Consider the following 20,854-nt stretch of genomic DNA (forward strand, 5'->3'; position numbering starts at 1 on the left):
CGCCTTGTCGATAGAATTAGGGGAGGGGATGAATACGTACGCTGCAACTGTCCCCCGGCTCAACGCCGAATGCTGCACGAGGTTGCGCGGCGGACTTGTCAGCCGGTGGGGAGTCGAACATGACGCCGCACAGCGGTTTTTGCTCAAGTGGGCGTGTTCCCCGAAAACCCGGAGGTGTCATGGCGGACGTTGCAATCATGGATCGTGTGGCGCGGGAAGTGCTGCCGCGATGACGGGATTGATCGGCATCGACTGGGGCACGTCCAACCTGCGAGGTTTTCGCTTCGACGCAACGGGGAAGGTGATCGAACGGCGCGTCTCATCGCGTGGCATCGCGACGATCGAGGATGGCGCGTTCGAGGCGGTCTTGGGCACGTTGATCGACGGGTGGATCGGCGATCGGCCGGTGATCGTATTGGCCGGCATGATCGGAAGCCGCAATGGCTGGCACGAGGCCGCCTATCTGCCATGCCCGGCCGATCCGGTCGCGCTCGCAGCGGCGACGCAGGGCTTCGATACCGCGCTTGGCCAGTGCCACATCGTGCCCGGGCTCTCGGTCGATCAGCCGGTTCGACTGGGCGACGTGATGCGCGGAGAGGAAACGCAGATTCTGGGTGCGGGCGTGCGTGACGGGGTGGTCGTGCTGCCCGGAACGCACAGCAAATGGGCGATGCTGGACGCCGGGCGCGTAACGGGCTTTCGTACGGCGATGACCGGCGAGCTTTACGCCGTATTGCTGCGACATTCGTTGCTGGGTCGTTTGGCAGAGGATCCGGGCGAGCATGACACCGCGGGTGCCTTTGCCCGTGGCGTGAACCGCGCGCTGGCAGATCCGGCGGTGTCGATGCTGCTATTCTCGGCGCGTGCGGAGGTGCTGCTGGGGAAGCTTTCTACGCGGGAGGTTGCGGCGTATCTGTCGGGCCTGCTGATCGGGGCCGAGATCGGCGCGATGATGGGGGCAGCGCCTGGCACGATCACGATGATCGGCGATCCAGCGCTCAGTGCGCGCTATCGCACCGCCTTCGCCCTTGCCGGGCGAACAGACATCGACCTCGTCGATGGCGATGCGGCCACCGCCGCCGGACTGTGGACGATTGGAAAGGAAATCCGATGACCTTCGACGACTTGCTGGGCGAGCTTCCGCTCATCGCGATCCTGCGGGGGCTCACGCCCGCCGAGGCGGGACCGGTGGCGCGCGCCTTGTTCGCGTGCGGCTTCCGGTGCCTGGAAGTGCCGCTCAATTCGCCCGAGCCGTTTGTGAGCATCCGCGCCATCGTCGATACGCTGGGGGATACCGCGCTGGTCGGGGCGGGGACGGTGCTGCACCCGGACGATGTGCAACGCGTCCAGGATGCCGGGGGGCAGATCGTGATCTCGCCCAATTGCAATATCGAGGTGATCCGCGCGACCAAGGCGCTGGGGCTGGTGTCGCTGCCCGCCTTCTTCACGCCGACCGAAGCCTTTGCCGCGATCGACGCGGGGGCCGATGGCTTGAAGCTGTTTCCTGCCGAAGTCGCCGGTCCGCAAGGCTTGAAGGCGATGCGGGCGGTGTTGCCGAAGGCGATGCCGGTGTTTCCGGTCGGCGGCGTCGATGCCGAGACGATGGCCGCGTATTGTGCGGCCGGGGCGGCCGGCTTCGGCATCGGCTCCTCGCTTTATGCGCCGGGTCGTTCGGCGGAAGACACCGGCGCGCGCGGGCGTGCGTTGGTTAGCGCCTTCCGGGCGGCGCGAGCGACGGCGTAGATCGCACATCGCCCGATCGAACAGGCCCCGTCGCTACGCCTCAGCGCGTGGTCGACAGCCGGAAGACCATCCGGTGGTGATAGGGATTGGCGGGATCGACGCGCGCCGATCCGAACGCCGGTTGGTTGGGCGTGTCGGGGAAGAGTTGCGGCTCAAGCGCGATGCCGTCGCCCATGCGGTACAGGTGCCCGCTTTTGCCGATCAGCGTGCCATCCAGGAAATTGCCGGTGTAGAGTTGAACGCCGGGTTCGGTCGTCAACACCTCAAGCACGCGACCCGAGGCCGGATCTTCCAGCCGCGCGGCAAGCTTGGGCTCCTTGGTCCGCCCGGCATCGAGCACGAAATTGTGATCATAGCCGCGGCCGAACACGATTTGCGGGTCGGTGCCGTCGCGTATGCCATCCTGAAGCACGCGCCCGTGCGTGAAATCAAACACGCTGCCCGCGACGGGCTTCAGCACGCCGGTCGGGATCAGTTGCGCATTCACCGGGGTGTAACGGGCGGCGGGGATGGTCAGCCGGTGTTGCAGGGCACCCTGCGGCGCGCCTTCCCCGGCGAGATTGAAGATCGCGTGGTTGGTGAGGTTGACGATCGTCGGCGCGTCGCTGGTCGCATCATAGTCGATCGTCAGGTTGCCCGCATCGTCGAGTGCATAGCTGGCGGTGACCGCGAGCGTGCCGGGATACCCCTGGTCACCCGCCGCGCTTGTCAGCGCAAACGTCACGCGCGCGGTAGGACCGGAGGTTACCGAGACCACGCGCCACGGCTGTTTGTCGAAGCCCTTGGTGCCGCCGTGCAGCGAGTTGCCCTTATCGTTCTGCGCAAGCTGAATGGTCTTCCCGTCCAGGATGAAGCGTCCGCCCGCGATGCGGTTGGCATAGCGGCCCACGCTCGCACCCCAGAAATTGGGACGATCGACATAGCTTTGCAGATCGTCATAGCCGAGTTCGACATCGGCGATCTTGCCGTCTCGGTCGGGCGCTTTCAACGCTTGCAGGGTCGCGCCGAAAGAAATGATCGTCGCGCTGACGCCGTTTGCGCCCTTCAGCGTCACGGCTTCGACTGCGGTCCCGTCGGCCAGTGTGCCGAAGGGGCGTCGTTCCGCCGTCGCGGCGAAGGCCGGTGTCGCGACGCACGTTACGAGCGCTGCGAGTAGCGTTGTCTTCGTCCAACCCAGACCGTGGCGCCGCATAAACTCTCCCATCGTTGACCAGTTTGAACTTGCTATATACTCAGACAAAATAGATGCAAAGGGCACCTTGCGCGATTATGCCGACTGCCCGACCGGCCCGAACGACGGAGAGATAGAGTGACGGTTTCGCTGATTCAGATCCGCCAGCCAGATGGTGCCCGTGCGGTGGTCGTCGCGCAGGGCGACATGCTGCGAACGGTTCCGGGGGTGACTACTGTGGTGGAATTGGCGCGCCGCGCGCTTGCCGAGCGACACAGCCTGATCGAGATGATCGGCGCGTTGGGCGAGGGCGAACCGGTCGATCTGTCGCGCGTCACCGTGCTCGCACCGATCGACCACCCCGATACCGCGCATTTGCTGATGACCGGCACGGGCCTGACACACCTCGGCTCGGCCGAAGGGCGCGACAAGATGCACCGTGCGATCGATGATGCCGCGCAGCAAACCGATTCGATGAAGATGTTCCTGATGGGGGTGGCGGGCGGCAAGCCCGAGGGAGACGCGGTCGGTGCCCAGCCCGAGTGGTTCTTCAAGGGCGATGGCAGCGCGTTGATCGCGCCCGACGCGCCGCTACCGTCCCCGGCGTTCGCGCTCGATGCGGGGGAGGAGCCGGAAATTGCCGGCATCTACCTGATCGATGAGGATGGCACCCCGGTGCGGCTCGGGTTTGCGCTCGCCAATGAATTTTCCGATCATGTCACGGAGCGCGGCAATTATCTGTGGCTCGCCCATTCCAAATTGCGGCCCGCGGCGCTCGGCCCGGAATTGCTGATCACGCCGTTGCCGTCACATGTCGAGGGCACCAGCAAGATACTTCGCGATGGCACTGTCCTATGGGAAAAGCCGTTCGTATCGGGCGAAGCGAACATGTCGCACAGCATCGCCAACCTTGAGCATCACCATTTCAAATATGCACTGTTTCGGCGTCCGGGCGACGTACACGTCCATTTCTTCGGCACGGCGACGCTGTCGTTCAGCGACGCGGTTCACACCCAACCGGGCGACATCTTCGAGATCGCTGCGGCCCCATTCCACTATCCCGTGCGCAACCCGATCGGCGCGGAACCCGCCACGCCCGTGTCGGTAAAAACGCTGTGAGCCCGATCCGCGTCGCCATCGTTGGGCTCGGCAAGATTGCCCATGACCAGCATTTGCCCGCGATCGCCGGGTCGCCCGAGTTCGAATTGGTCGCGGCGGCAACGCTGGCCGGGACGCTCGCCGATGTGCCGGTGTTCGCGTCGGTAGAGGCCATGCTCAATGCCGACATCGCGATCGACGCGATCGCGATGTGCCAGCCGCCGCAGGTGCGGTTCGATGCCGCCGTGCAGGCGATCCGCGCGGGCAAGCATGTGCTGCTGGAAAAGCCCCCTGGCGCGACCCTGTCCGAAGTCGAAGCGCTGACGCGCTTGTCTGACGCTGCCGGCACGACGCTGTTCGCGGCATGGCATTCGCGCTTTGCGCCTGCGGTGCACGACGCCCGCGCGTGGCTCACCGAGCGGCGCATCAACCATGTCGAGATCACCTGGAAAGAAGATGTCCGGCGCTGGCATCCCGGGCAGCAATGGATCTGGGAGCCGGGCGGGCTCGGTGTGTTCGATCCGGGCATCAACGCGCTGTCGATCGCGACGCGGATCCTGCCGCGCCATTTCTATTTGCACGACGGCACGCTCGACTTCCCCGCAAACCGTGCCGCGCCGATCGCCGCCGAGCTCAACATGATCGGGATGAGCGGTGCACCGGTCCACGCCGTGTTCGATTGGCGGCAGACCGGCCCACAGACATGGGATATCGTCGTCGATACCGATGACGGCACACTGATGCTGACGCATGGCGGCAGTCGCTTGACGATCAACGGCATGGCGCGGGAAAGTGCCCCCGAAGCCGAATATGCCGCGCTCTATCATCATTTTGCCGCGCTGATCGCAAAAGGCGAGAGCGATGTCGATCGCACTCCGCTGCGACTGGTCGCCGACGCATTCCTGCGCTGCCGCCGCCGCGATACGGACCCCTTCGACGATTGAATCGACCATAGCGGGCGCGCGCTGAGATGGTGCGCCATCCGTCGCGCGATCGGCGTTTGACGCGCTCGCTGGCCACATATACTCAGACAATAGAGGATTGATTCAGGAGAGACAGGTAATGGCGATGGTGGCCCCAACGGCGCGGATATCGGAAAGCGCGAGCGGACCAAAAGCAGGGCGGGCGCTGGCACTGCTTGCCAGCCTGTTCTTCATGTGGGGCTTCATCACCGTCATCAACGGTACGCTGTTGCCGCACCTGCGCAGCGTGTTCGCGCTGAGCTACACCCAGACCACCTTGATCGAATCGGTCTGGTTCATCGCCTATTTCTTCGCCTCGATCCCGTCGGCGATGGTGATCGAACGGGTCGGCTATCAGCGCTCGATGGTGATTGGTTTGGGGATGATGGCGGTGGGCGCGCTGATCATGGTGCCCGCGGCGAAGCTTCCTTCCTATGAAGTGACGCTGTTCGCCCTGTTCGTAATCGCCAGTGGGATCACGCTGCTACAGGTCGCTGCCAACCCCTATGTTTCGGTGCTGGGCAAGCCCGAGACCGCGTCATCGCGGTTGAACCTGGTGCAGGCATTCAATTCGGCAGGGGCGACGCTCGCGCCGTTGTTCGGCGGCTATCTGATCCTTGGCCGCACGACGTCGGGAACGGCTGCGGCAGGAGCTGCCGCCTTGACCCCGGCCGAGCGGCTGGCCGACGCGCAATCGGTCGTGCTGCCTTATGTCATCGTCGCCGTTGTTCTTGCGGTGCTGGCCGTCATCATCGCGCGCTATCCGCTGCCGCCGATGGGCGTCGCGACGCAGCGCGCCGCCAAAGCACCCCCCTCGGGCAAGTCGCTCGGCTATCGCATCGCGCATCATCCCCTGTGGCAGCACCGCAATCTCGTGCTCGGCATTCCGGCGATCTTCATTTACCTGATCGCCGAGATCGGCGTCGGCAACCTGTTCATCAACTTCGTGTCGCAGCCCGAGATCGGCAACCTGACGCACCAGCAGGCCTCCAATTATCTGTTCCTGTTGTGGGGCGGGATGATGGTGGGCCGTTTGGTCGGGGCGTTCGCGATGCAGCGCATCGAGGCCGGACACGCGCTGGCGGTCGCCAGTATCGGTGCGACGGTCGTTATGTTGATCGCCGCCTTCACCACCGGCCATGTCGCGATGTGGGCGCTGATTTCGGTCGGGCTGTTCCACTCGATCATGTTCCCGACGATCTTCACGCTCGGCATCAAGGGCCTCGGGCCGCTGACCGAGGAGGGATCGGGCCTGCTGATCATGGCGATCGCAGGCGGTGCTCTGGTCGTGGTGCAGGGCTGGCTGGCCGATAGCTATGGCCTGCAAACCTCGTTCCTGCTGACCGCCGCGTGCGAGGTCTATGTGCTGTTCTACGCGCTATGGGGCAGCAAGACGGCATAGCCGCACCGATGGGTGCACGGCGAACCTGCTATGTCGGGTTGGACCGTGCGCCCGTTATGGGGTTTGTCCCGGTCCGCGCTCAAGCCGACCGACATGCACCGGCTGACCCTGCGAAGGCAGGGTGCATCGTTTCAGAGATGTATATGGTGCGGACGGCGGGACTCGAACCCGCACACCCTGAGGGCGAGGGATTTTAAGTCCCGTGCGTCTACCAATTTCGCCACGTCCGCATGTGCGGAAATTCCAAGCGTACCGCGCGGGTTGCGTCAAGTCGCTTAGACGTTGAGGCGCGCGCGCATTTCCTTGCCAGGCTTGAAATAGGGGACGCGCTTCGCGCCGACATCGACCAATTCGCCGGTGCGGGGGTTGCGTCCGGTGCGCGCATCGCGGGCGCGGGTCGAAAAGGCACCGAAGCCGCGGAGTTCAACACGCCCGCCCAGTGCCAGTCGCTTTGTGATCTCGTCGAAAAAGGTGGTGACCAGCGCCTCGATGTCGCGCAGCGACAGATCGGGGTTTTCAGCTGCCAATGTTTGCACCAGTTCAGATCGGATCATCGCGTCGTTTCCTTGCCGCCGCGGCCTTGCTCCAATGGAATGAAGTGGCCGCTTCGGACTTTATTTATCGTAAGTCCATCATGAACGATAGCCACGAAACGACGTGAAAGGACAGGACGGGGCTACTCCATTTGGATGAATAACCCCGTCCTTTGGCCTTACTTCTTGCTGTCGGCCCCTTGCGCCTTGAGCGCGGCACCGAGGATGTCGCCCAGCGACGCACCCGAGTCGGACGAGCCGTATTGCGCCACGGCCTGCTTCTCTTCGGAGATCTGCATCGCCTTGATCGAGAAGGTCGGCTTCTTCGAACGGTCGAAACCGGTCACCATCGCATCGAACTTCTGGCCGGTCTGGAACCGCTCCGGACGCTGCTCGTCGCGATCGCGGCCGAGATCGGTGCGCTTGATGAAGCCGGTCGCGCCGTCGTCGCCGACCTGCACTTCGAGACCCGCATCGCGGACTTCGAGCACGGTGACCGTGACGATGGCATTCTTGTTGAGGCCCGACGAAGCGTTGCCGCCTGCCGCTGCCGCACCGGCTGCCGGAGCACCACGCTCAAGCTGCTTCATGCCAAGCGAGATACGCTCCTTCTCGGCGTCGATGTCGAGCACGATCGCCTGAACGACCTCGCCCTTGCGATGCAGGTTGAGGGCGTCTTCGCCCGACACGCCCCAGGCGATGTCCGACATGTGGACCATGCCGTCGACGTCGTTGTCGAGGCCGATGAACAGACCGAATTCGGTCGCGTTCTTGACTTCGCCTTCAACGGTCGAACCGATCGGATGCGCTTCGGCGAAGGCCTCCCACGGGTTGCTGATCGCCTGCTTGAGGCCGAGCGAGATGCGGCGCTTGTCGGGGTCGACCTCGATGACCACGACATCGACTTCCTGCGAGGTCGAAACGATCTTGCCCGGATGGACGTTCTTCTTGGTCCAGGACATTTCGGACACGTGGACCAGGCCTTCGATGCCCGGCTCGAGTTCGACGAACGCACCATATTCGGTGATGTTCGTGACGCGGCCCGACAGCTTCGCGCCGACCGGATACTTGGCGGCAGCGCCTTCCCACGGATCGCTCTCGAGCTGCTTCATGCCGAGCGAGATGCGCTGCGTGTCCTTGTTGATGCGGATGATCTGAACGCGGACGGTATCGCCGATGTTCAGGACTTCCGACGGATGGCCGACGCGCTTGTAGCTGAGGTCGGTGACGTGCAGCAGGCCGTCAATGCCGCCCAAGTCAACGAACGCACCGTAATCGGTGATGTTCTTGACGACGCCGTCGATGATCTGGCCTTCAGCGAGGCTGAGGATCAGGCCCGAACGCTGCTCGGCGCGGGTTTCTTCGAGGATCGCGCGACGCGACACGACGATGTTGCCGCGTTTGCGGTCCATCTTGAGGATCTGGAACGGCTGCGGGATGTCCATCAGCGGGGTGACGTCGCGCACGGGGCGGATGTCGACCTGCGAACCCGGCAGGAAGGCCACGGCACCGTTGAGGTCGACCGTGAAGCCGCCCTTGACGCGGCCGAAGATGACGCCCTCGACGCGGGCGGTCTTGGCGAATTCGGTTTCGAGCGTGTCCCAGGCGGCTTCGCGACGGGCGCGGTCGCGCGACAGCATCGCTTCGCCGTGCACGTTCTCGACGCGGTCGACGAACACTTCGACTTCGTCACCGACCTTGAGATCGGCTTTCTGGCCCGGCATCGCGAATTCGCGCAGCGGAACGCGGCCTTCCGACTTCAGGCCGACGTCGATGACGGCGAGGTCGTTTTCAATCGCGGTGACGGTGCCCTTGACGACGCGGCCTTCGAAGCTGTCGGCACCGCCGAGCGTCATTTCGAGAAGGGCGGCGAAATCGTCGCGGGTTGGGTTTGCCTGAGTGGCCATAAAGTCTTGTATTCCTAAATCATGTTCCGGCCAGCCGGTTGTCTCCGGCGGTCTTGGCCAATGGTGTCGGGGTGGCCGTATGCGCAGCCCGACATCCGTTGATTGGGGGCAGGGAGGGCCAAGTCGCGCGAATGCGAAAAGGGCGCGAGAGGACATGCCTGTCGCGCCAGCCTCCGTGAACACCGCTCACCGGACGACCGCTCTATAGCGTGAGATGCCACTGCGGGCAAGCCGTAGGGGGGCGTTGAGGCACGGTGCCGTTGGCTATACCAATGCGGGAGAGACAGGGGAGCGATATGCGGCATTATCGATCGGCGATTGCAATAGGCACGTTATTGATGATCGGCGGCAGCGCCGTGGCGCAGGCCGTCGACGATCCGCTGACCCGGCCGATCGCCGCCGACTACGCCGCGCGCTGGCTGGCACTACAACCACCCACGCGCATCTACGGCAACACCTATCTGGTCGGCTTCCGCAAGATGAACGTCGCGCTGATCGATACCGGGGCGGGGCTGATCCTGATCGATGCGGCGCTCCCGCAATCGGTCGCGGCGGTCGAAGCCAATATTCGCACGCTCGGTTTCAAGCTGCGCGACGTGAAATTCATCCTCAGCACCGAGCCGCATTATGACCATGCCGGCGGGCTGGCCGCGCTTGCGCGTGATAGCGGCGCGACAATAATAGCCAGCGCGCCGGCCGCCAAAACGCTTCGGCAGGGGCATAGCGATGCCGATGACCCGCAATTCGGGCAATTACCCAATCTTCCTGCCGTTACCGGCCCGTTGCGAGTGGTGAAGGATGGCGAGGCAGTCCGGCTGGGGAAAGTCGACGTCACCGCAGTGGCCACGCCCGGCCATGCCGCCGGAAGCACGAGTTGGCGGTGGCGGTCCTGCGAGGCTGGGCGCTGCCTGAACATAGTGTTCGCCTCCAGCATCAACCCGGTATCGGTGGACGGCTACCGTTTCTCGGATCCGGCGCACCGCGCCATCGTCGCCACGTTCCGGCAGACGATTGCCCGGGTCGGCGCATTGCCGTGCGATATTCTGTTCACCGCGCATCCGGACAATTCCGGCGGGGATGTGACGTTTGCGCAGTTCGAGCGACACCCGACGCCCAATCCGTTCATAGATCCCGCCGCCTGCCGAAAACTGAGTGCCAGCTACACGAGCATCCTCGACGCCCGGCTGGCCAGGGAAGCGAAGCCCGCCGACCCGCAGTGAGCGCGAGGGACTATCCTTCAGCCTGAGCAGATTTCGCCTGAAGCCTGGCGTCAACGATCGCGATCGCGCGCTGCACGCTGGCTTCGATCGAGAGGAAGCTGGTGTCGAGCAAGGCCGCGTCGTTGGCGGGAACCAGCGGGGCGTTGGACCGTGTCGAATCGCGCAGGTCGCGCGCGCGAATGTCGGCCAGCACCTTGTCGAGGCTGATCGTCGAACCGTGCGCGCGCAGCTCGGCATGGCGGCGCTTGGCGCGGATATTGGGCGTCGCGCGGATGAAGAGCTTGGCGTCGGCATCGGGGGCGATCACCGTGCCGATGTCGCGCCCGTCGAGCACTGCGCCGCCGGGTTGATAGGCGGAACGCTTTTGCCGGTGAAACAATGCCGCGCGCACCAGCGGATGCGCCGACACGATCGAGGCGAGCGAACCGATCGCGTCGGTGCGCAGGATCGGATCGTCGAGCAGGGCATCGTCAAAATCGCACGCGGCGACAGCGTCGGCCTCGATCGAACCGTCCAGTTCCAACCGCTCTACATTCGCCGCGACCGCACGATAGAGCAGCCCGGTGTCGAGATGCGGCAGGCCATAATGCTGGGCGAGCGCGCGCGCGATCGTGCCCTTGCCGGACGCGGCGGGTCCATCGACAGCAATAATCATCGGCGAAAACTCAAAATGCGAACCAATCCAAGGAGCGCGATCACCGCCCAGGCCAATTCGAGGGCGAGCGCGGGGAGGTTGTAGTTGACCATCAACGATATCGCCAGCAGCGATGCGCCGAGAAAGTTCAGACCATTCGACAGAAGGTTGGGCGCGGCATTTCGCAGCGTTTGATACGCGAACCCGGCGAGAATGGTCAGGGCACCGACAAAGCCGATGATATCGGCCGCATGCGAATCGATCACCGGGCGTCGCCCTGCAATTGCCGGATCTGCGAGAAGAACGCGGGGTAACTGGTCGCGACCGGGCTGGCATCGTCGAGCGTCAGCGCGGCACCGGCGTTGGTTTTGCGGCAATGGAGCGCTGCCACCGCCATGCTCATCGCGATACGGTGATCAAGCAAGGTCGCCACCGTGCCCCCGCCGGGGAGGGGATCGCCGCCGCTGCCGTCGATGATCATGCCATCCTCGACCTCTTCGACGCGCGCGCCGATCACGCCGAGCGCTGCGGCCATTGCGGCGATGCGGTCCGATTCCTTGACGCGGAGTTCGTCGGCCCCGCGCGCGATCGTCCGCCCGGAAGCGAAGGCGGCGGCGACGAACAGCACAGGATATTCATCGATCATGCTCGGGGCGAGATCGGGCGGGATTTCGATGCCGGTGAGTGCGGCATGGCGCACGCGCAAATCGGCGACGGGTTCGCCACCAACCTCGCGCCGGTCGAGTTCCTCGATGCTGGCACCCATCATGCGGAGCGCCGTGAAGAGGCCCGCGCGGGTGGGGTTGAGGCCGACATTTTCGACGACGATGTCCGACCCTGGCACGATCGTCGCCGCGACGACCAGGAAGGCGGCGGAGGAGGGGTCGCCGGGCACGACGATCTCCTGAGGAAGCAGTTCAGCCTCCCCCGTGATCGCGATAATCCGACCTTGCGGTGATGGCTCGACCGTCACCTTCGCGCCGAAGCCGCGCAGCATCCGCTCGCTATGGTCGCGGGTCGCCACCGGTTCGATCACGCGGGTGATCCCCGGCGTGTTGAGCCCGGCCAGCAACACCGCCGACTTCACTTGCGCCGAGGCGACGGGCAGGGTGTAGGTGATTGGAATGGCGGGGCAGATCCCGCGCAGCATCAGCGGCAGCCGTCCGCCGGGGCTCGACGTGAACTCCGCGCCCATTTGCGACAGCGGCGTGATCACGCGGCCCATCGGACGCTTGGACAAGGAGGCATCGCCAATAAAGGTGGCGATGATTGGATGGCTGGCGACCAGCCCCATCAGCAGCCGCGTCGAGGTTCCGGAATTGCCCATGTCGAGCGCGTTCGCCGGTTGCAGCAAGCCGCCGACGCCGACGCCGTCGATCGTCCACACGCCGTCATCACCCCGGACGATGCTCGCGCCCATTGCGCGCAAGGCGGCGGCGGTGGCGAGGACGTCCTCGCCTTCCAGCAAGCCGGTCACCCGGCTGGTGCCGACCGCGAGCGCCGAAAACATCAGCGAGCGGTGACTGATCGACTTGTCGCCCGGAACGCGAACGCGACCGGTGAGCGGACCAGAGGGTTGGACTTCAAGCGGAGCGGGAGTAGGATGTGCCATCGGCCCCGCGCTTTGACAGTGCGCTTGCGCTATGGCAAGGCGCGCCCCACTTTGCGGCGTCGCGGTCGCAAGATCTCATTATCATCTTGAAGAAGGTCAACTCGGCATATGATCCAGCCGGAATGGGGCACGAAGCGTACGTGCCCGAAATGCGCCACCCGTTTTTATGACCTGGGCAAGGACGATCCCGTCACGTGCATCAACTGCGGCGCACATTGGGAGCCCGAGCCGATCCTGAAGTCGAAGCAGCCGCTGCCGTTCGAGCAGGCCAAGCCGGAGCTGATCAAGAAGGACGACGATCTCGCCGGTGACGACGAGGATCTGGACACCGGTGAAGACGAGGAGCCCTCGCCCGACGACGAGGTCGATCTCGGCGGTGATGACGATCTCGGCGTGGAAGCGCCGACCAGTGACGACGATCATTGATTTCCAGGCGTAATCGATGATTTTTTTGGCAAGCGGCACATTGGCCGCTTGCCAAGGGCGCGCCGCCTCGGTAGGGGCGACGCCTTCCCGCTGAAGGTCCGGTTTTACGGACCTTCGAAAACGCGATGGGGCCGTAGCTCAGCTGGGAGAGCGCTGCAATGGCATTGCAGAGGTCAGGGGTTCGATCCCCCTCGGCTCCACCATTTTTCCTGTAAATCCGGATGATGTGTCACGGGACCAAAACCGCGGCACCATCGAACCGGCCATGCCGCAAATCGTCCAACGCCGTATTGGCGTTTTGGAGCGAGTAGACCGTGGTCTTTACGGCGATCCCGATTTTGGGGACAAGGCCGAGGAAATCGATTCCATCCTGCCGCGTGAGATTGGCGACCGACACGAGTTGGCGTTCTTCCCAGAGAGCTTCGTAGGGGAAGCTCGGGATATCGCTCATATGAATCCCGGCGCACACCACGCGCCCGCCCTTGCGGACCGCCTTTAGCGCCATCGGAACGAGATCACCTGCCGTCGCGTAGATGATCGCGGCGTCCAGCTGTTCGGGCGGACTTTCGTCGGACCCGCCCGCCCAAATCACGCCCAGGCTTCGCGCAAAGTCCTGCGTTCGTGTGTCGCCCGGTCGCGTGAAGGCGAAGACCGCACGTCCCTGCCATTTTGCGACTTGCGCGACGATATGGCCTGCCGCACCAAAACCGTAAATTCCCAACCGCTTGCCGTCGCCCGCGATCTTAAGCGACCGCCAGCCGATCAACCCGGCGCAAAGAAGCGGTGCCAGCGACACGTCGCTACCGGATTCTCCAAGCGGGAAAGCAAAGCGTGCGTCGGCGATCACCGAGGTCGCAAACCCACCATCCCGGGTATACCCCGTGAATTGTGGCGCATCGCACAGATTTTCCCGCTGCTCCCGGCAATATAGGCACACGCCGCAAGTGTGGCCGAGCCAGGGGATGCCGACCCGATCCCCTATTTCTAAGTCTGCGACGCCCGCACCGATCGCGTCGACGCGACCGACGATCTCATGACCGGGAATGATCGGCGATTTCGGGTCGGGCAATTCGCCATCGACAACGTGCAAGTCGGTGCGGCAAACCCCGCAGGCAAGCACCTTCACCCCGACTTCGCCGGGGCCGGGTGCACGATCGGGCAGCTCGGTCCACTCAAGCGGCGTTCCCGCGCGGTTCAATACCATCGCCTTCATGGTCCGAAACTCCTCGCACGGGTGCCTTGGTTCTGCCCTGACAGACGCAGGTTCACGATCGTTGAGCAGGGAACTCCGATGATAGCGGGCTACGCGACCGTCGGGAGGTTCGGATATTACGCAGGTTTCCACCTGTAAGGGCCGTTCGGCGATCATTCAGCCCGGTGCCGTTGGCTGCGCGGGACGGCGCCGGTGCCGGTCAGCGATACGCGGCCGCCGCTCGACCGGGATGGGGTACGCAGGCCAGGTCAGTCGCAAGACGTTCTTCCACACCCCTAGCGTATCGGCGGGTCGGCGTTTACATGGACCGCCACGACTCGCTCCCCACTACGCGCAGGACACGGCATCCCATGGACATTCGACTCGGCTTAACCTTCGACGATGTCCTGCTGGTGCCGGCGGAATCCGACATCGTACCGAGCCAGACCAACACCGCGACGCACGTGACCAAGGGTATCGCGCTCGATATCCCGATCCTGTCGTCTGCAATGGACACCGTGACCGAGGCGGACATGGCGATTGTGATGGCGCAATTGGGCGGCATCGGTGTGCTGCATCGCAATCTCGAGATTGACGAACAAGTCGCCGCAGTGCGAGCGGTCAAGCGCTTCGAAAGCGGCATGGTCGTCAACCCGATCACGATCGCGCCCGGTGCGACGCTCGCCGAGGCGCAGGCTTTGATGGTGCGCAACCGCATCAGCGGTATCCCGGTGGTCGAGGCCGATGGCAAACTCGTCGGCATCCTTACCAATCGCGACGTGCGCTTTGCCGAAAACCCGCATCAGCCGGTGTCGGAGCTGATGACCCACGAGAATCTCGCGACCGTCTCGACCGGCGTCGGCAAGGAAGAGGCGCGCCGTCTGCTCCATCAGCGCCGGATCGAGAAGCTGTTGGTGGTGGACGAGCAATATCGCTGCGTTGGCCTGATCACCGTCAAGGATATCGAGAAAGCTGTCACCTATCCCAACGCTACCAAGGATGCTGCCGGGCGCTTGCGCGTCGCCGCCGCAACGACGGTGGGCGACAAGGGGTTTGCCCGCACCGAGGCGCTGGTCGATGCCGAACTCGATCTGGTGGTGATCGACACCGCGCATGGCCATAATCGCGACGTTGCGCGCGCGGTCGAGCGGGTGAAGAAGCTCAGCAATTCGGTGCAGGTGATTGCGGGCAACGTCGCCACCGCCGAGGCAACGCGCGCGCTGATCGATGCGGGCGCGGATGGCATCAAGGTCGGCATCGGGCCGGGCTCGATCTGCACCACGCGCGTGGTCGCAGGCGTCGGCGTGCCGCAATTGACGGCAGTGATGGATTGCGCCGAAATCGGCCTGAAGGCGGGCGTGCCGGTGATCGCCGACGGGGGCCTGCGGACCTCGGGCGACCTCGCCAAGGCGCTGGCGGCGGGTGCTTCGGCGTGCATGATCGGGTCGCTGCTGGCGGGCACCGAGGAAGCGCCGGGAGAGACCTTCCTGTATCAGGGGCGCGCGTACAAATCGTATCGCGGCATGGGTTCGGTCGGCGCGATGGGTCGCGGATCGGCTGATCGCTATTTCCAGGGCGACATCAAGGACCAGATGAAGCTGGTGCCCGAGGGCATTGAGGGCCAGGTGGCGTTCAAGGGCCCGGCCAAGGACGTGATCCATCAGCTCGTCGGCGGGATTCGCGCGGCGATGGGCTATACCGGCTCGGCCACGCTCAAGGACCTGCAGGAGCGCGCGCGCTTCGTGCAGATTACGGGTGCGGGGTTGAAGGAAAGCCACGTCCACGACGTCGATATTACGCGCGAAGCACCGAATTACCCGACGCGCTAACTGCATCTCCCTCTCCCCGCTTGCGGGGAGAGGGCTGGGGAGAGGGGCAATGTTGCGCCGCCTTCCCGTTGCGTCCCCCTCTCCCCGACCCTCTCCCCTGAAGGGGAGAGGGAGAAAGATGCCATGACCCCATCTGCCCGCACCCAAGCCGCGATCGAACTGCTCGACCAGATCATCGCGGGCGCACGCGATTCGGGGGCGGCGGCGGATACGATCGTCGCGCGCTACTTTGCGACGCGGCGTTATGCTGGATCGAAGGACCGGCGCGCGGTGCGCGAATTGGTCTATGCCGCGATCCGGGCACTCGGCGAACGTCCGGCCTCGGGCCGCGCGGCGTTGCTGGCGCTGGCCAAGGCGGACCCGGAACTTGCCGCGACCTTTGACGGCGTCGGCCACGGCCCGGCAGTGATCGGACCGAGCGAAACCCCGGCCAAGACCGGCATCGCGCCCAACTGGATCCTCGATCGCTTGCGCCAATCGGGGCTGGATGATTCCGAATTTCCGGCCCTGATCGACCGCGCGCCGCTCGATGCGCGGATCAACCGCGTGATCGACGAAGTGATCGAGATTGAGGGAGCCGAGCCGATTGCCGGGTTGCCAAACGGGTTGCGTCTGCCCTCTGGCACGCAGGTCGAACAACTCCCGGCCTACAATCATGGTGCGATCGAAGTGCAGGATGCAGGCAGCCAGTTCGTCACGCTCGCTGCGCGGGCCCAGCCGGGCCAGCGTATCGTCGATCTGTGTGCAGGCGCAGGCGGCAAGACGCTGGCGCTTGCGGCGGCGATGGGCGGGCAGGGGGCCCTGCTCGCCACCGATACTGATCGCGCCCGCCTCTCCCGCCTTGCCCCGCGGGCGGAACGCGCGCGCGCCGGGATCATCGAAACGCGGCGGCTCAATCCCGGACGCGAAGTCGAGATGCTCGACGATTGGCTCGGCAGCGCCGATTGCGTGCTGATCGATGCCCCCTGTTCGGGCACCGGCACGTGGCGGCGCAATCCCGAGGCGCGCTGGCGGCTGACCCCGGACAGGATCGAGCGGCTGGTCGAAACGCAGCGCCATGTCCTCGAAGTCGGCGCGACGCTGGTCAAGCCGGGCGGCACCCTCGTCTACATCGTCTGTTCGCTGCTCGACGAAGAAGGGGCTGGGCAAGTCGCGGCATTCCTCGCGGCCAATCCGGGGTGGCGCGCGCAGTCGCTCGATCTGGGAGCAGGACGCGCGCATGGCGCGGGCACGCGGCTGACTCCGGCACACGATGCGACCGACGGGTTTTTTGTCGCGCGATTGCAACACGCGTGATAGCTCTGTCGTCGTGCCAAAGCTGGAGTATCTCATGCGTTATACGTCTGTCGCCGTCGCCGCTGCGCTGACGCTGCTCACCGTTGCGACTGCGGTGCAGGGACAACGCGGTGAGGATACGATCGACGGGCGGTCGATGGCGCTGCTCGCGCGCGGTCGGGCGCTGCAGGCGGCGGGCAATCTCGACGCCGCGACCGACACGCTGGAAAGCGCGCTTGCGGTCGATCCGCGCAATCGCGGTGCGTTCGTGACGCTCGCGGAAGTGGCCAAGACACGCGGCCTGCCGGGCAAGGCGATCCGCTTGTATCGCGAGGCGTTATCGCTTGATCCCAATGACGTCGTTGCCTTGAGCGGACAGGGCGAGGCGCTGGTCGCCAAAGGCGCAGTCGCGCGCGCGCGCGAAAATCTCGCGCGGATCAAGACGGTGTGTGGCAAGCGGCCTTGTCCCGAGGTAGCCGCGCTGACGGCATCGATCGCGAAGGGGCCACCCATCGTAACGGCCGCAGCAGCGGCACCGGCGGCAGCTCCCAAGAAAGACTGAACCCCGGAACGGGGAGGAGCGACTAGCCCAGCGCGCGCGCCAAGGCGACGAACTCGGTGACGCTGACGGTCTCGGCGCGCCGCGTTGGGTCGATGCCAACCCGCTCCAGCGCCTCAAGCGCACCAGTAACGCCTTTGAGGCTTTGCCGGAGCATCTTGCGACGCTGCCCGAACGCAGCGGCCGTCAGCCGCTCCAGCGTCGCGAAGCGCACGCCCTCAGGCGCGTCTGCGGGCACGATATGCACCACCGCCGACATCACCTTGGGCGGTGGGGTGAAAGCCGAGCGGTGAACCGGCATCGCCAGCGTGGCACGCGACCGCCACTGCGCGAGCACCGCAAGCCGCCCATACGCCTCGCCGTCGGTTGGCGCGACGATGCGGTCGGCCACCTCGCGCTGGAACATCAAGGTCAGGCTTTGCCACCACGGAGCCCACTCCGCCGACAGCCAGCGTACCAGCAACGCCGTGCCGATATTATAAGGCAGGTTGGAGGCGATGTGCGGCTTGCCCTCGAACAGCGATGCGGCGTCGATCTCCAGCGCATCGCCCTCGATCACGCGCAGCTTGCCGGGAAACGCCTCGCCCAGTTCAGCCAGCGCGGGGATACAGCGATGATCGCGTTCGATCGCCGTGACGCGAGCACCCGCCGCCAGCAAGGCGCGGGTCAAGCCGCCGGGGCCGGGGCCAATCTCCAGCACTTCGGCGTCGTTCAAGTCGCCGGGAATCCGTGCGATCCGCGCCAGCAATTGCGCATCGAGCAGGAAATTCTGCCCAAGCGCCTTGCTCGCATTCAGACCGTAGCGTGCAATAACGTCGCGCAGTGGTGGAAGGTCGGGGCGCGGGGGCACCGAAGCGGGCTGGCTCACGCGTCGGCGGCAGCGCGGCGCTCGGCTGCCTCGCCCGCCAGCCGGATCGCGGCGATCGTCGCGCCGGGCTCGGCAATGTTCTTGCCGGCAATGTTGAACGCAGTCCCGTGATCGGGCGATGTGCGCACGATCGGCAAGCCGAGCGTGATGTTCACGCCCGAGTCGAAATACAGCGTCTTGATCGGGATCAGCGCCTGATCGTGATAGCAGCACATCGCCGCGTCATAGGTTGCGCGGGCGCGGGCGTGGAACATCGTGTCGGCAGCAAAGGGCCCGGTCGCGTCGATCCCTTCGCTTTGCAGGATCTCGATCGCGGGGGCGATCAGGTCGATCTCCTCGCGACCGATCGCACCGCTTTCCCCGGCATGGGGGTTGAAGCCGGCAAAGACGATGCGAGGCTTGAGGATCCCGAAATTGCGCATCAGCCCGCGCGCTGTCGCGCGCGCTTTCGATACGAGCAGTTCGATCGACAACAATCCGCTCACTGCAGCAAGCGGAACGTGGGTGGTGATCGGAACGACGCGCAAGTCAGGGCCAGCCAGCATCATCACCGCATTCTCGCCCGCTATGCCGCAACGTTCGGCCACGAACTCGGTCTGACCGGGATGATTGAACCCGATTTTATAGAGTTGCGCCTTCGACACCGGCCCTGTCACCAATGCGCGCGCGGCACCGGAACGCACCAGGCCCGCCGCGAGCTCCAGCGCGCGCAGCGCACAGCGTGCACCCTCGACATCGGGAATGCCGGGCATGATCTCGCCGCCATCCTCGACCGTCAGCACCGGCAACGCAGTCTCGAACACGCGGTTGGTATCTTCCGGGTGCGAGATCGGCTCTACCGGTCCATCCCACACCGCCGCGATCGCCCTGGCATCGCCCGTGGCAAAGAACGGCGGCAATCCCTCCGCAACGCGCTGCGCCCAGGCTTTGGCGATGATTTCGGGGCCGATCCCGGCCGGATCCCCCATCGATATGGCGAGCGGCGCGAGCATGGCGTTTTCTCCCCGGTCAGCGATATTCGATGATCGCGTCGCGTCGCAAATCGCGGAGCAACTGGTTCGCGCGCAGGTTCACGCGTGAATTTTCCATCGAAGTTCGGACCTGCTCGACGCCGGGAATGCGCGGCCCAGTCGCTTCGTCGCGCCCGCACAGCACCAGCGAACGGATGCCGTCCTTCGCCGACCCGAAGGGCGGGGTCGATTCGCCGACCTGCAGTTTCAGCATGATCTCGCGCAGCGGTCCCGGCAGATCCTTGATCCGCACCGAATCATTGTCGACCACGTCGGCACCGAGCGCGGTCGCAACCTTGGCGACTTCACCGCAACCGTGAATCGTCTGGCTCAGCTTGGCGAACTCGGTAACGCGCGCATCGGCCTGGGCCTGCGTCGTGCCTTCGGCAAAGCGCACGCTGAGCTGCTTGAGCGTCAGCTTGGCGTCCATCGGATCGGCGACGCCGACCTTGCGCGTGTCGACCAGGTAGATGATCGAGAAACCGCCCGGCACCTCGATCGGGCCAGCCAGATGCTCGGGCGTCATCGACTTGATCGCCTCGACCAGCGTCGGCGGCAATTGCGCCAACTGCGTTTCGCTCAACCAGTCGAGATCGCCGTCGGTCGCACGCGTGGTGGCGTCGGACAGGCGCGCATAATAGCCGAACGTGTCCTCGCCCTTTTCGCGCTTCTGGATCGAACCGATAATCTGTTGCGCCTGGTTGAACACTTCCTGCGCGCGATCCGGATCTGCCTTCAGGTAGATTTCACGCACGTGATATTCGGTCGTGCCCTGCTGCTTCTTCAGCTTCTCGATGATGGCGTTGACCTCTTCGTCGCCGACATTGATGTCGACCTTGCGCCGCAAATAGCGGTTCCACGAAAGCTCGGCTTCGATCTGGCGCTTGAGTGACCGCTCCGAGGAACCGATACCGCGCAGATAGGCCCGCATTTCGGCGACGGATTTGCCGAAGTTGCGCGCGACGGTCTCATAGCTCTTGTTGACCTCATCGGGCGCGATCTTGACCTCGGCGGTCTTGGCCTGCTGGATCTGCAACGTTTCGTCGATCAACTGGCGCGCGGTCAGCAATTTGTACTGCGCCATTTCCTCGGGCGACAGCTTCAGGTCGCGCGCCGCCACCAGCAAGGCGACGCGCTGGTCGATATCGGTGCCGGTGATGACCGCCCCGTTGACGATCGCAGTCGGCTTGCGAACGTTTGGATCGACCTTGCCGAAAATCTGCAGGTTCTTCGGAATGTCGAGCCCCACGGCGGGCGTCGCATCATCGGGTACGGTCTGAGCGATCGAACCGCCGCTGCTCGAAACAAGCGCGACGAGTGCCGCACCGAGCGCCAAACGGCGGCCGAGCGAACCGAGGCCGGTGGTGGTTGCGCCGGTCTTCTTGGTGATATCAGTCTTCACGTAGTTAAAAT

At 64.8% G+C, this 20,854-nt stretch carries 20 protein-coding genes and 2 tRNA genes; 11 read left to right on the forward strand and 11 right to left on the reverse strand.

The window, feature by feature from the left end; translation table 11 throughout:
• Window positions 1-229 precede the first annotated feature (229 nt).
• Both ACP7BY_RS09830 and ACP7BY_RS09835 read left to right on the forward strand, forming a co-directional pair.
• Window positions 230-1,114: a 2-dehydro-3-deoxygalactonokinase gene (locus ACP7BY_RS09830; protein WP_052191979.1), complete on the forward strand. Its 885-nt coding sequence runs from the start codon at window positions 230-232 to the stop codon at window positions 1,112-1,114.
• Window positions 1,111-1,743 (forward strand): 2-dehydro-3-deoxy-6-phosphogalactonate aldolase, encoded by a 633-nt coding sequence (locus ACP7BY_RS09835; protein ID WP_033963208.1) that lies wholly within the window; start codon window positions 1,111-1,113, stop codon window positions 1,741-1,743. The genes ACP7BY_RS09830 and ACP7BY_RS09835 overlap by 4 nt, the downstream gene beginning before the upstream one ends.
• Before the next feature lie 40 nt (window positions 1,744-1,783).
• Here the strand turns inward: ACP7BY_RS09835 and ACP7BY_RS09840 are convergent, their stop codons facing one another.
• Complete coding sequence (locus ACP7BY_RS09840) at window positions 1,784-2,935, reverse strand: aldose epimerase family protein (protein WP_137902334.1); 1,152 nt, start codon at window positions 2,933-2,935, stop codon at window positions 1,784-1,786.
• 117 nt (window positions 2,936-3,052) lie between these two features.
• On the opposite strand from ACP7BY_RS09840, the gene araD1 reads away from it, so the two are divergent.
• The 3 genes from araD1 (at window position 3,053) to ACP7BY_RS09855 (ending at window position 6,376) form a co-directional block, all read left to right on the forward strand.
• Entirely contained in the window at window positions 3,053-4,033 is a 981-nt protein-coding gene (araD1, locus tag ACP7BY_RS09845; RefSeq protein ID WP_033963207.1) for an AraD1 family protein, read from the forward strand.
• Window positions 4,030-4,956 carry a Gfo/Idh/MocA family protein gene (locus ACP7BY_RS09850; protein ID WP_033963206.1) on the forward strand — a complete coding sequence of 309 codons (927 nt, stop codon included), beginning with the start codon at window positions 4,030-4,032 and terminating at the stop codon, window positions 4,954-4,956. Before araD1 ends, ACP7BY_RS09850 begins: the two co-directional genes overlap by 4 nt.
• Before the next feature lie 118 nt (window positions 4,957-5,074).
• Window positions 5,075-6,376 (forward strand): sugar MFS transporter, encoded by a 1,302-nt coding sequence (locus tag ACP7BY_RS09855; protein ID WP_405053010.1) that lies wholly within the window; start codon window positions 5,075-5,077, stop codon window positions 6,374-6,376.
• A 144-nt stretch (window positions 6,377-6,520) separates the two neighbouring features.
• Here ACP7BY_RS09855 and ACP7BY_RS09860 read toward each other — a convergent pair.
• The 3 genes from ACP7BY_RS09860 to rpsA form a co-directional block, all read right to left on the reverse strand.
• Window positions 6,521-6,606: transfer RNA gene (locus ACP7BY_RS09860), tRNA-Leu, on the reverse strand.
• A 45-nt stretch (window positions 6,607-6,651) separates the two neighbouring features.
• Entirely contained in the window at window positions 6,652-6,930 is a 279-nt protein-coding gene (locus tag ACP7BY_RS09865) for an integration host factor subunit beta (protein ID WP_033963205.1), read from the reverse strand.
• Between the two features lie 158 nt (window positions 6,931-7,088).
• Window positions 7,089-8,816 (reverse strand): 30S ribosomal protein S1, encoded by a 1,728-nt coding sequence (gene rpsA / locus ACP7BY_RS09870; protein ID WP_010402708.1) that lies wholly within the window; start codon window positions 8,814-8,816, stop codon window positions 7,089-7,091.
• Between the two features lie 296 nt (window positions 8,817-9,112).
• Here rpsA and bla point away from each other — a divergent pair, with 296 nt between their 5' ends.
• Window positions 9,113-10,036 carry a subclass B3 metallo-beta-lactamase gene (gene bla / locus ACP7BY_RS09875; protein WP_033963203.1) on the forward strand — a complete coding sequence of 308 codons (924 nt, stop codon included), beginning with the start codon at window positions 9,113-9,115 and terminating at the stop codon, window positions 10,034-10,036.
• A 10-nt stretch (window positions 10,037-10,046) separates the two neighbouring features.
• Here bla and ACP7BY_RS09880 read toward each other — a convergent pair whose 3' ends face one another.
• Genes ACP7BY_RS09880 through aroA form a run of 3 tightly spaced genes read right to left on the reverse strand, consistent with a single transcriptional unit; the run spans window position 10,047 to window position 12,282 of the window.
• Window positions 10,047-10,691, reverse strand: coding sequence for a (d)CMP kinase (locus tag ACP7BY_RS09880; RefSeq protein ID WP_033963202.1), 645 nt, complete (start codon window positions 10,689-10,691; stop codon window positions 10,047-10,049).
• Entirely contained in the window at window positions 10,688-10,936 is a 249-nt protein-coding gene (locus ACP7BY_RS09885; RefSeq protein WP_171010435.1) for a CBU_0592 family membrane protein, read from the reverse strand. Before ACP7BY_RS09885 ends, ACP7BY_RS09880 begins: the two co-directional genes overlap by 4 nt.
• Entirely contained in the window at window positions 10,933-12,282 is a 1,350-nt protein-coding gene (gene aroA, locus ACP7BY_RS09890; RefSeq protein ID WP_137902333.1) for a 3-phosphoshikimate 1-carboxyvinyltransferase, read from the reverse strand. Before aroA ends, ACP7BY_RS09885 begins: the two co-directional genes overlap by 4 nt.
• A gap of 108 nt (window positions 12,283-12,390) precedes the next feature.
• Between aroA and ACP7BY_RS09895 the strand changes: the two genes are divergently transcribed.
• Together ACP7BY_RS09895 and ACP7BY_RS09900 are read left to right on the forward strand one after the other, a co-directional pair.
• A complete protein-coding gene (locus ACP7BY_RS09895; protein ID WP_126847345.1) occupies window positions 12,391-12,708 on the forward strand; it encodes a TIGR02300 family protein in 318 nt (105 codons plus the stop codon).
• 127 nt (window positions 12,709-12,835) lie between these two features.
• A tRNA-Ala gene (locus ACP7BY_RS09900) sits at window positions 12,836-12,911 on the forward strand.
• 26 nt (window positions 12,912-12,937) lie between these two features.
• On the opposite strand, the gene ACP7BY_RS09905 is transcribed toward ACP7BY_RS09900, so the two are convergent.
• Entirely contained in the window at window positions 12,938-13,921 is a 984-nt protein-coding gene (locus ACP7BY_RS09905; protein WP_033963201.1) for a zinc-dependent alcohol dehydrogenase family protein, read from the reverse strand.
• Between the two features lie 350 nt (window positions 13,922-14,271).
• Between ACP7BY_RS09905 and guaB the strand changes: the two genes are divergently transcribed.
• The 3 genes from guaB (at window position 14,272) to ACP7BY_RS09920 (ending at window position 17,566) form a co-directional block, all read left to right on the forward strand.
• Window positions 14,272-15,729, forward strand: a complete 1,458-nt coding sequence (gene guaB / locus ACP7BY_RS09910; RefSeq protein WP_033963199.1) for an IMP dehydrogenase — start codon at window positions 14,272-14,274, stop codon at window positions 15,727-15,729.
• 123 nt (window positions 15,730-15,852) lie between these two features.
• Window positions 15,853-17,025 carry an RsmB/NOP family class I SAM-dependent RNA methyltransferase gene (locus tag ACP7BY_RS09915; protein ID WP_137902332.1) on the forward strand — a complete coding sequence of 391 codons (1,173 nt, stop codon included), beginning with the start codon at window positions 15,853-15,855 and terminating at the stop codon, window positions 17,023-17,025.
• A gap of 34 nt (window positions 17,026-17,059) precedes the next feature.
• The gene (locus ACP7BY_RS09920) at window positions 17,060-17,566 is read left to right on the forward strand and encodes a tetratricopeptide repeat protein (protein WP_081988865.1); all 507 of its coding nucleotides are present in this window, start codon (window positions 17,060-17,062) and stop codon (window positions 17,564-17,566) included.
• Window positions 17,567-17,588: 22 nt separating this feature from the next.
• Here ACP7BY_RS09920 and rsmA read toward each other — a convergent pair whose 3' ends face one another.
• Genes rsmA through ACP7BY_RS09935 form a run of 3 tightly spaced genes read right to left on the reverse strand, consistent with a single transcriptional unit; the run spans window position 17,589 to window position 20,843 of the window.
• Complete coding sequence (gene rsmA, locus ACP7BY_RS09925) at window positions 17,589-18,431, reverse strand: 16S rRNA (adenine(1518)-N(6)/adenine(1519)-N(6))-dimethyltransferase RsmA (RefSeq protein ID WP_137902331.1); 843 nt, start codon at window positions 18,429-18,431, stop codon at window positions 17,589-17,591.
• Window positions 18,428-19,423: a 4-hydroxythreonine-4-phosphate dehydrogenase PdxA gene (gene pdxA / locus ACP7BY_RS09930; RefSeq protein WP_126847353.1), complete on the reverse strand. Its 996-nt coding sequence runs from the start codon at window positions 19,421-19,423 to the stop codon at window positions 18,428-18,430. The genes rsmA and pdxA overlap by 4 nt, the downstream gene beginning before the upstream one ends.
• 16 nt (window positions 19,424-19,439) lie before the next feature.
• The gene (locus ACP7BY_RS09935) at window positions 19,440-20,843 is read right to left on the reverse strand and encodes a peptidylprolyl isomerase (RefSeq protein WP_033963771.1); all 1,404 of its coding nucleotides are present in this window, start codon (window positions 20,841-20,843) and stop codon (window positions 19,440-19,442) included.
• Window positions 20,844-20,854 lie beyond the last annotated feature (11 nt).

It is taken from the genome of Sphingomonas sp. PSPC2-2, assembly GCF_049897725.1.
Lineage (GTDB): Bacteria > Pseudomonadota > Alphaproteobacteria > Sphingomonadales > Sphingomonadaceae > Sphingomonas.

Coding starts and splice junctions, on each gene's coding strand:
- ACP7BY_RS09830 (WP_052191979.1), top strand. CDS start 230: ATGACGGGATTGATCGGCATCGACTGGGGCACGTCCAACCTGCGAGGT.
- ACP7BY_RS09835 (WP_033963208.1), top strand. CDS start 1,111: ATGACCTTCGACGACTTGCTGGGCGAGCTTCCGCTCATCGCGATCCTG.
- ACP7BY_RS09840 (WP_137902334.1), bottom strand. CDS start 2,935: ATGCGGCGCCACGGTCTGGGTTGGACGAAGACAACGCTACTCGCAGCG.
- ACP7BY_RS09855 (WP_405053010.1), top strand. CDS start 5,075: ATGGCGATGGTGGCCCCAACGGCGCGGATATCGGAAAGCGCGAGCGGA.
- ACP7BY_RS09865 (WP_033963205.1), bottom strand. CDS start 6,930: ATGATCCGATCTGAACTGGTGCAAACATTGGCAGCTGAAAACCCCGAT.
- rpsA (WP_010402708.1), bottom strand. CDS start 8,816: ATGGCCACTCAGGCAAACCCAACCCGCGACGATTTCGCCGCCCTTCTC.
- bla (WP_033963203.1), top strand. CDS start 9,113: ATGCGGCATTATCGATCGGCGATTGCAATAGGCACGTTATTGATGATC.
- ACP7BY_RS09880 (WP_033963202.1), bottom strand. CDS start 10,691: ATGATTATTGCTGTCGATGGACCCGCCGCGTCCGGCAAGGGCACGATC.
- aroA (WP_137902333.1), bottom strand. CDS start 12,282: ATGGCACATCCTACTCCCGCTCCGCTTGAAGTCCAACCCTCTGGTCCG.
- ACP7BY_RS09895 (WP_126847345.1), top strand. CDS start 12,391: ATGATCCAGCCGGAATGGGGCACGAAGCGTACGTGCCCGAAATGCGCC.
- ACP7BY_RS09905 (WP_033963201.1), bottom strand. CDS start 13,921: ATGAAGGCGATGGTATTGAACCGCGCGGGAACGCCGCTTGAGTGGACC.
- guaB (WP_033963199.1), top strand. CDS start 14,272: ATGGACATTCGACTCGGCTTAACCTTCGACGATGTCCTGCTGGTGCCG.
- ACP7BY_RS09915 (WP_137902332.1), top strand. CDS start 15,853: ATGACCCCATCTGCCCGCACCCAAGCCGCGATCGAACTGCTCGACCAG.
- ACP7BY_RS09920 (WP_081988865.1), top strand. CDS start 17,060: ATGCGTTATACGTCTGTCGCCGTCGCCGCTGCGCTGACGCTGCTCACC.
- pdxA (WP_126847353.1), bottom strand. CDS start 19,423: ATGCTCGCGCCGCTCGCCATATCGATGGGGGATCCGGCCGGGATCGGC.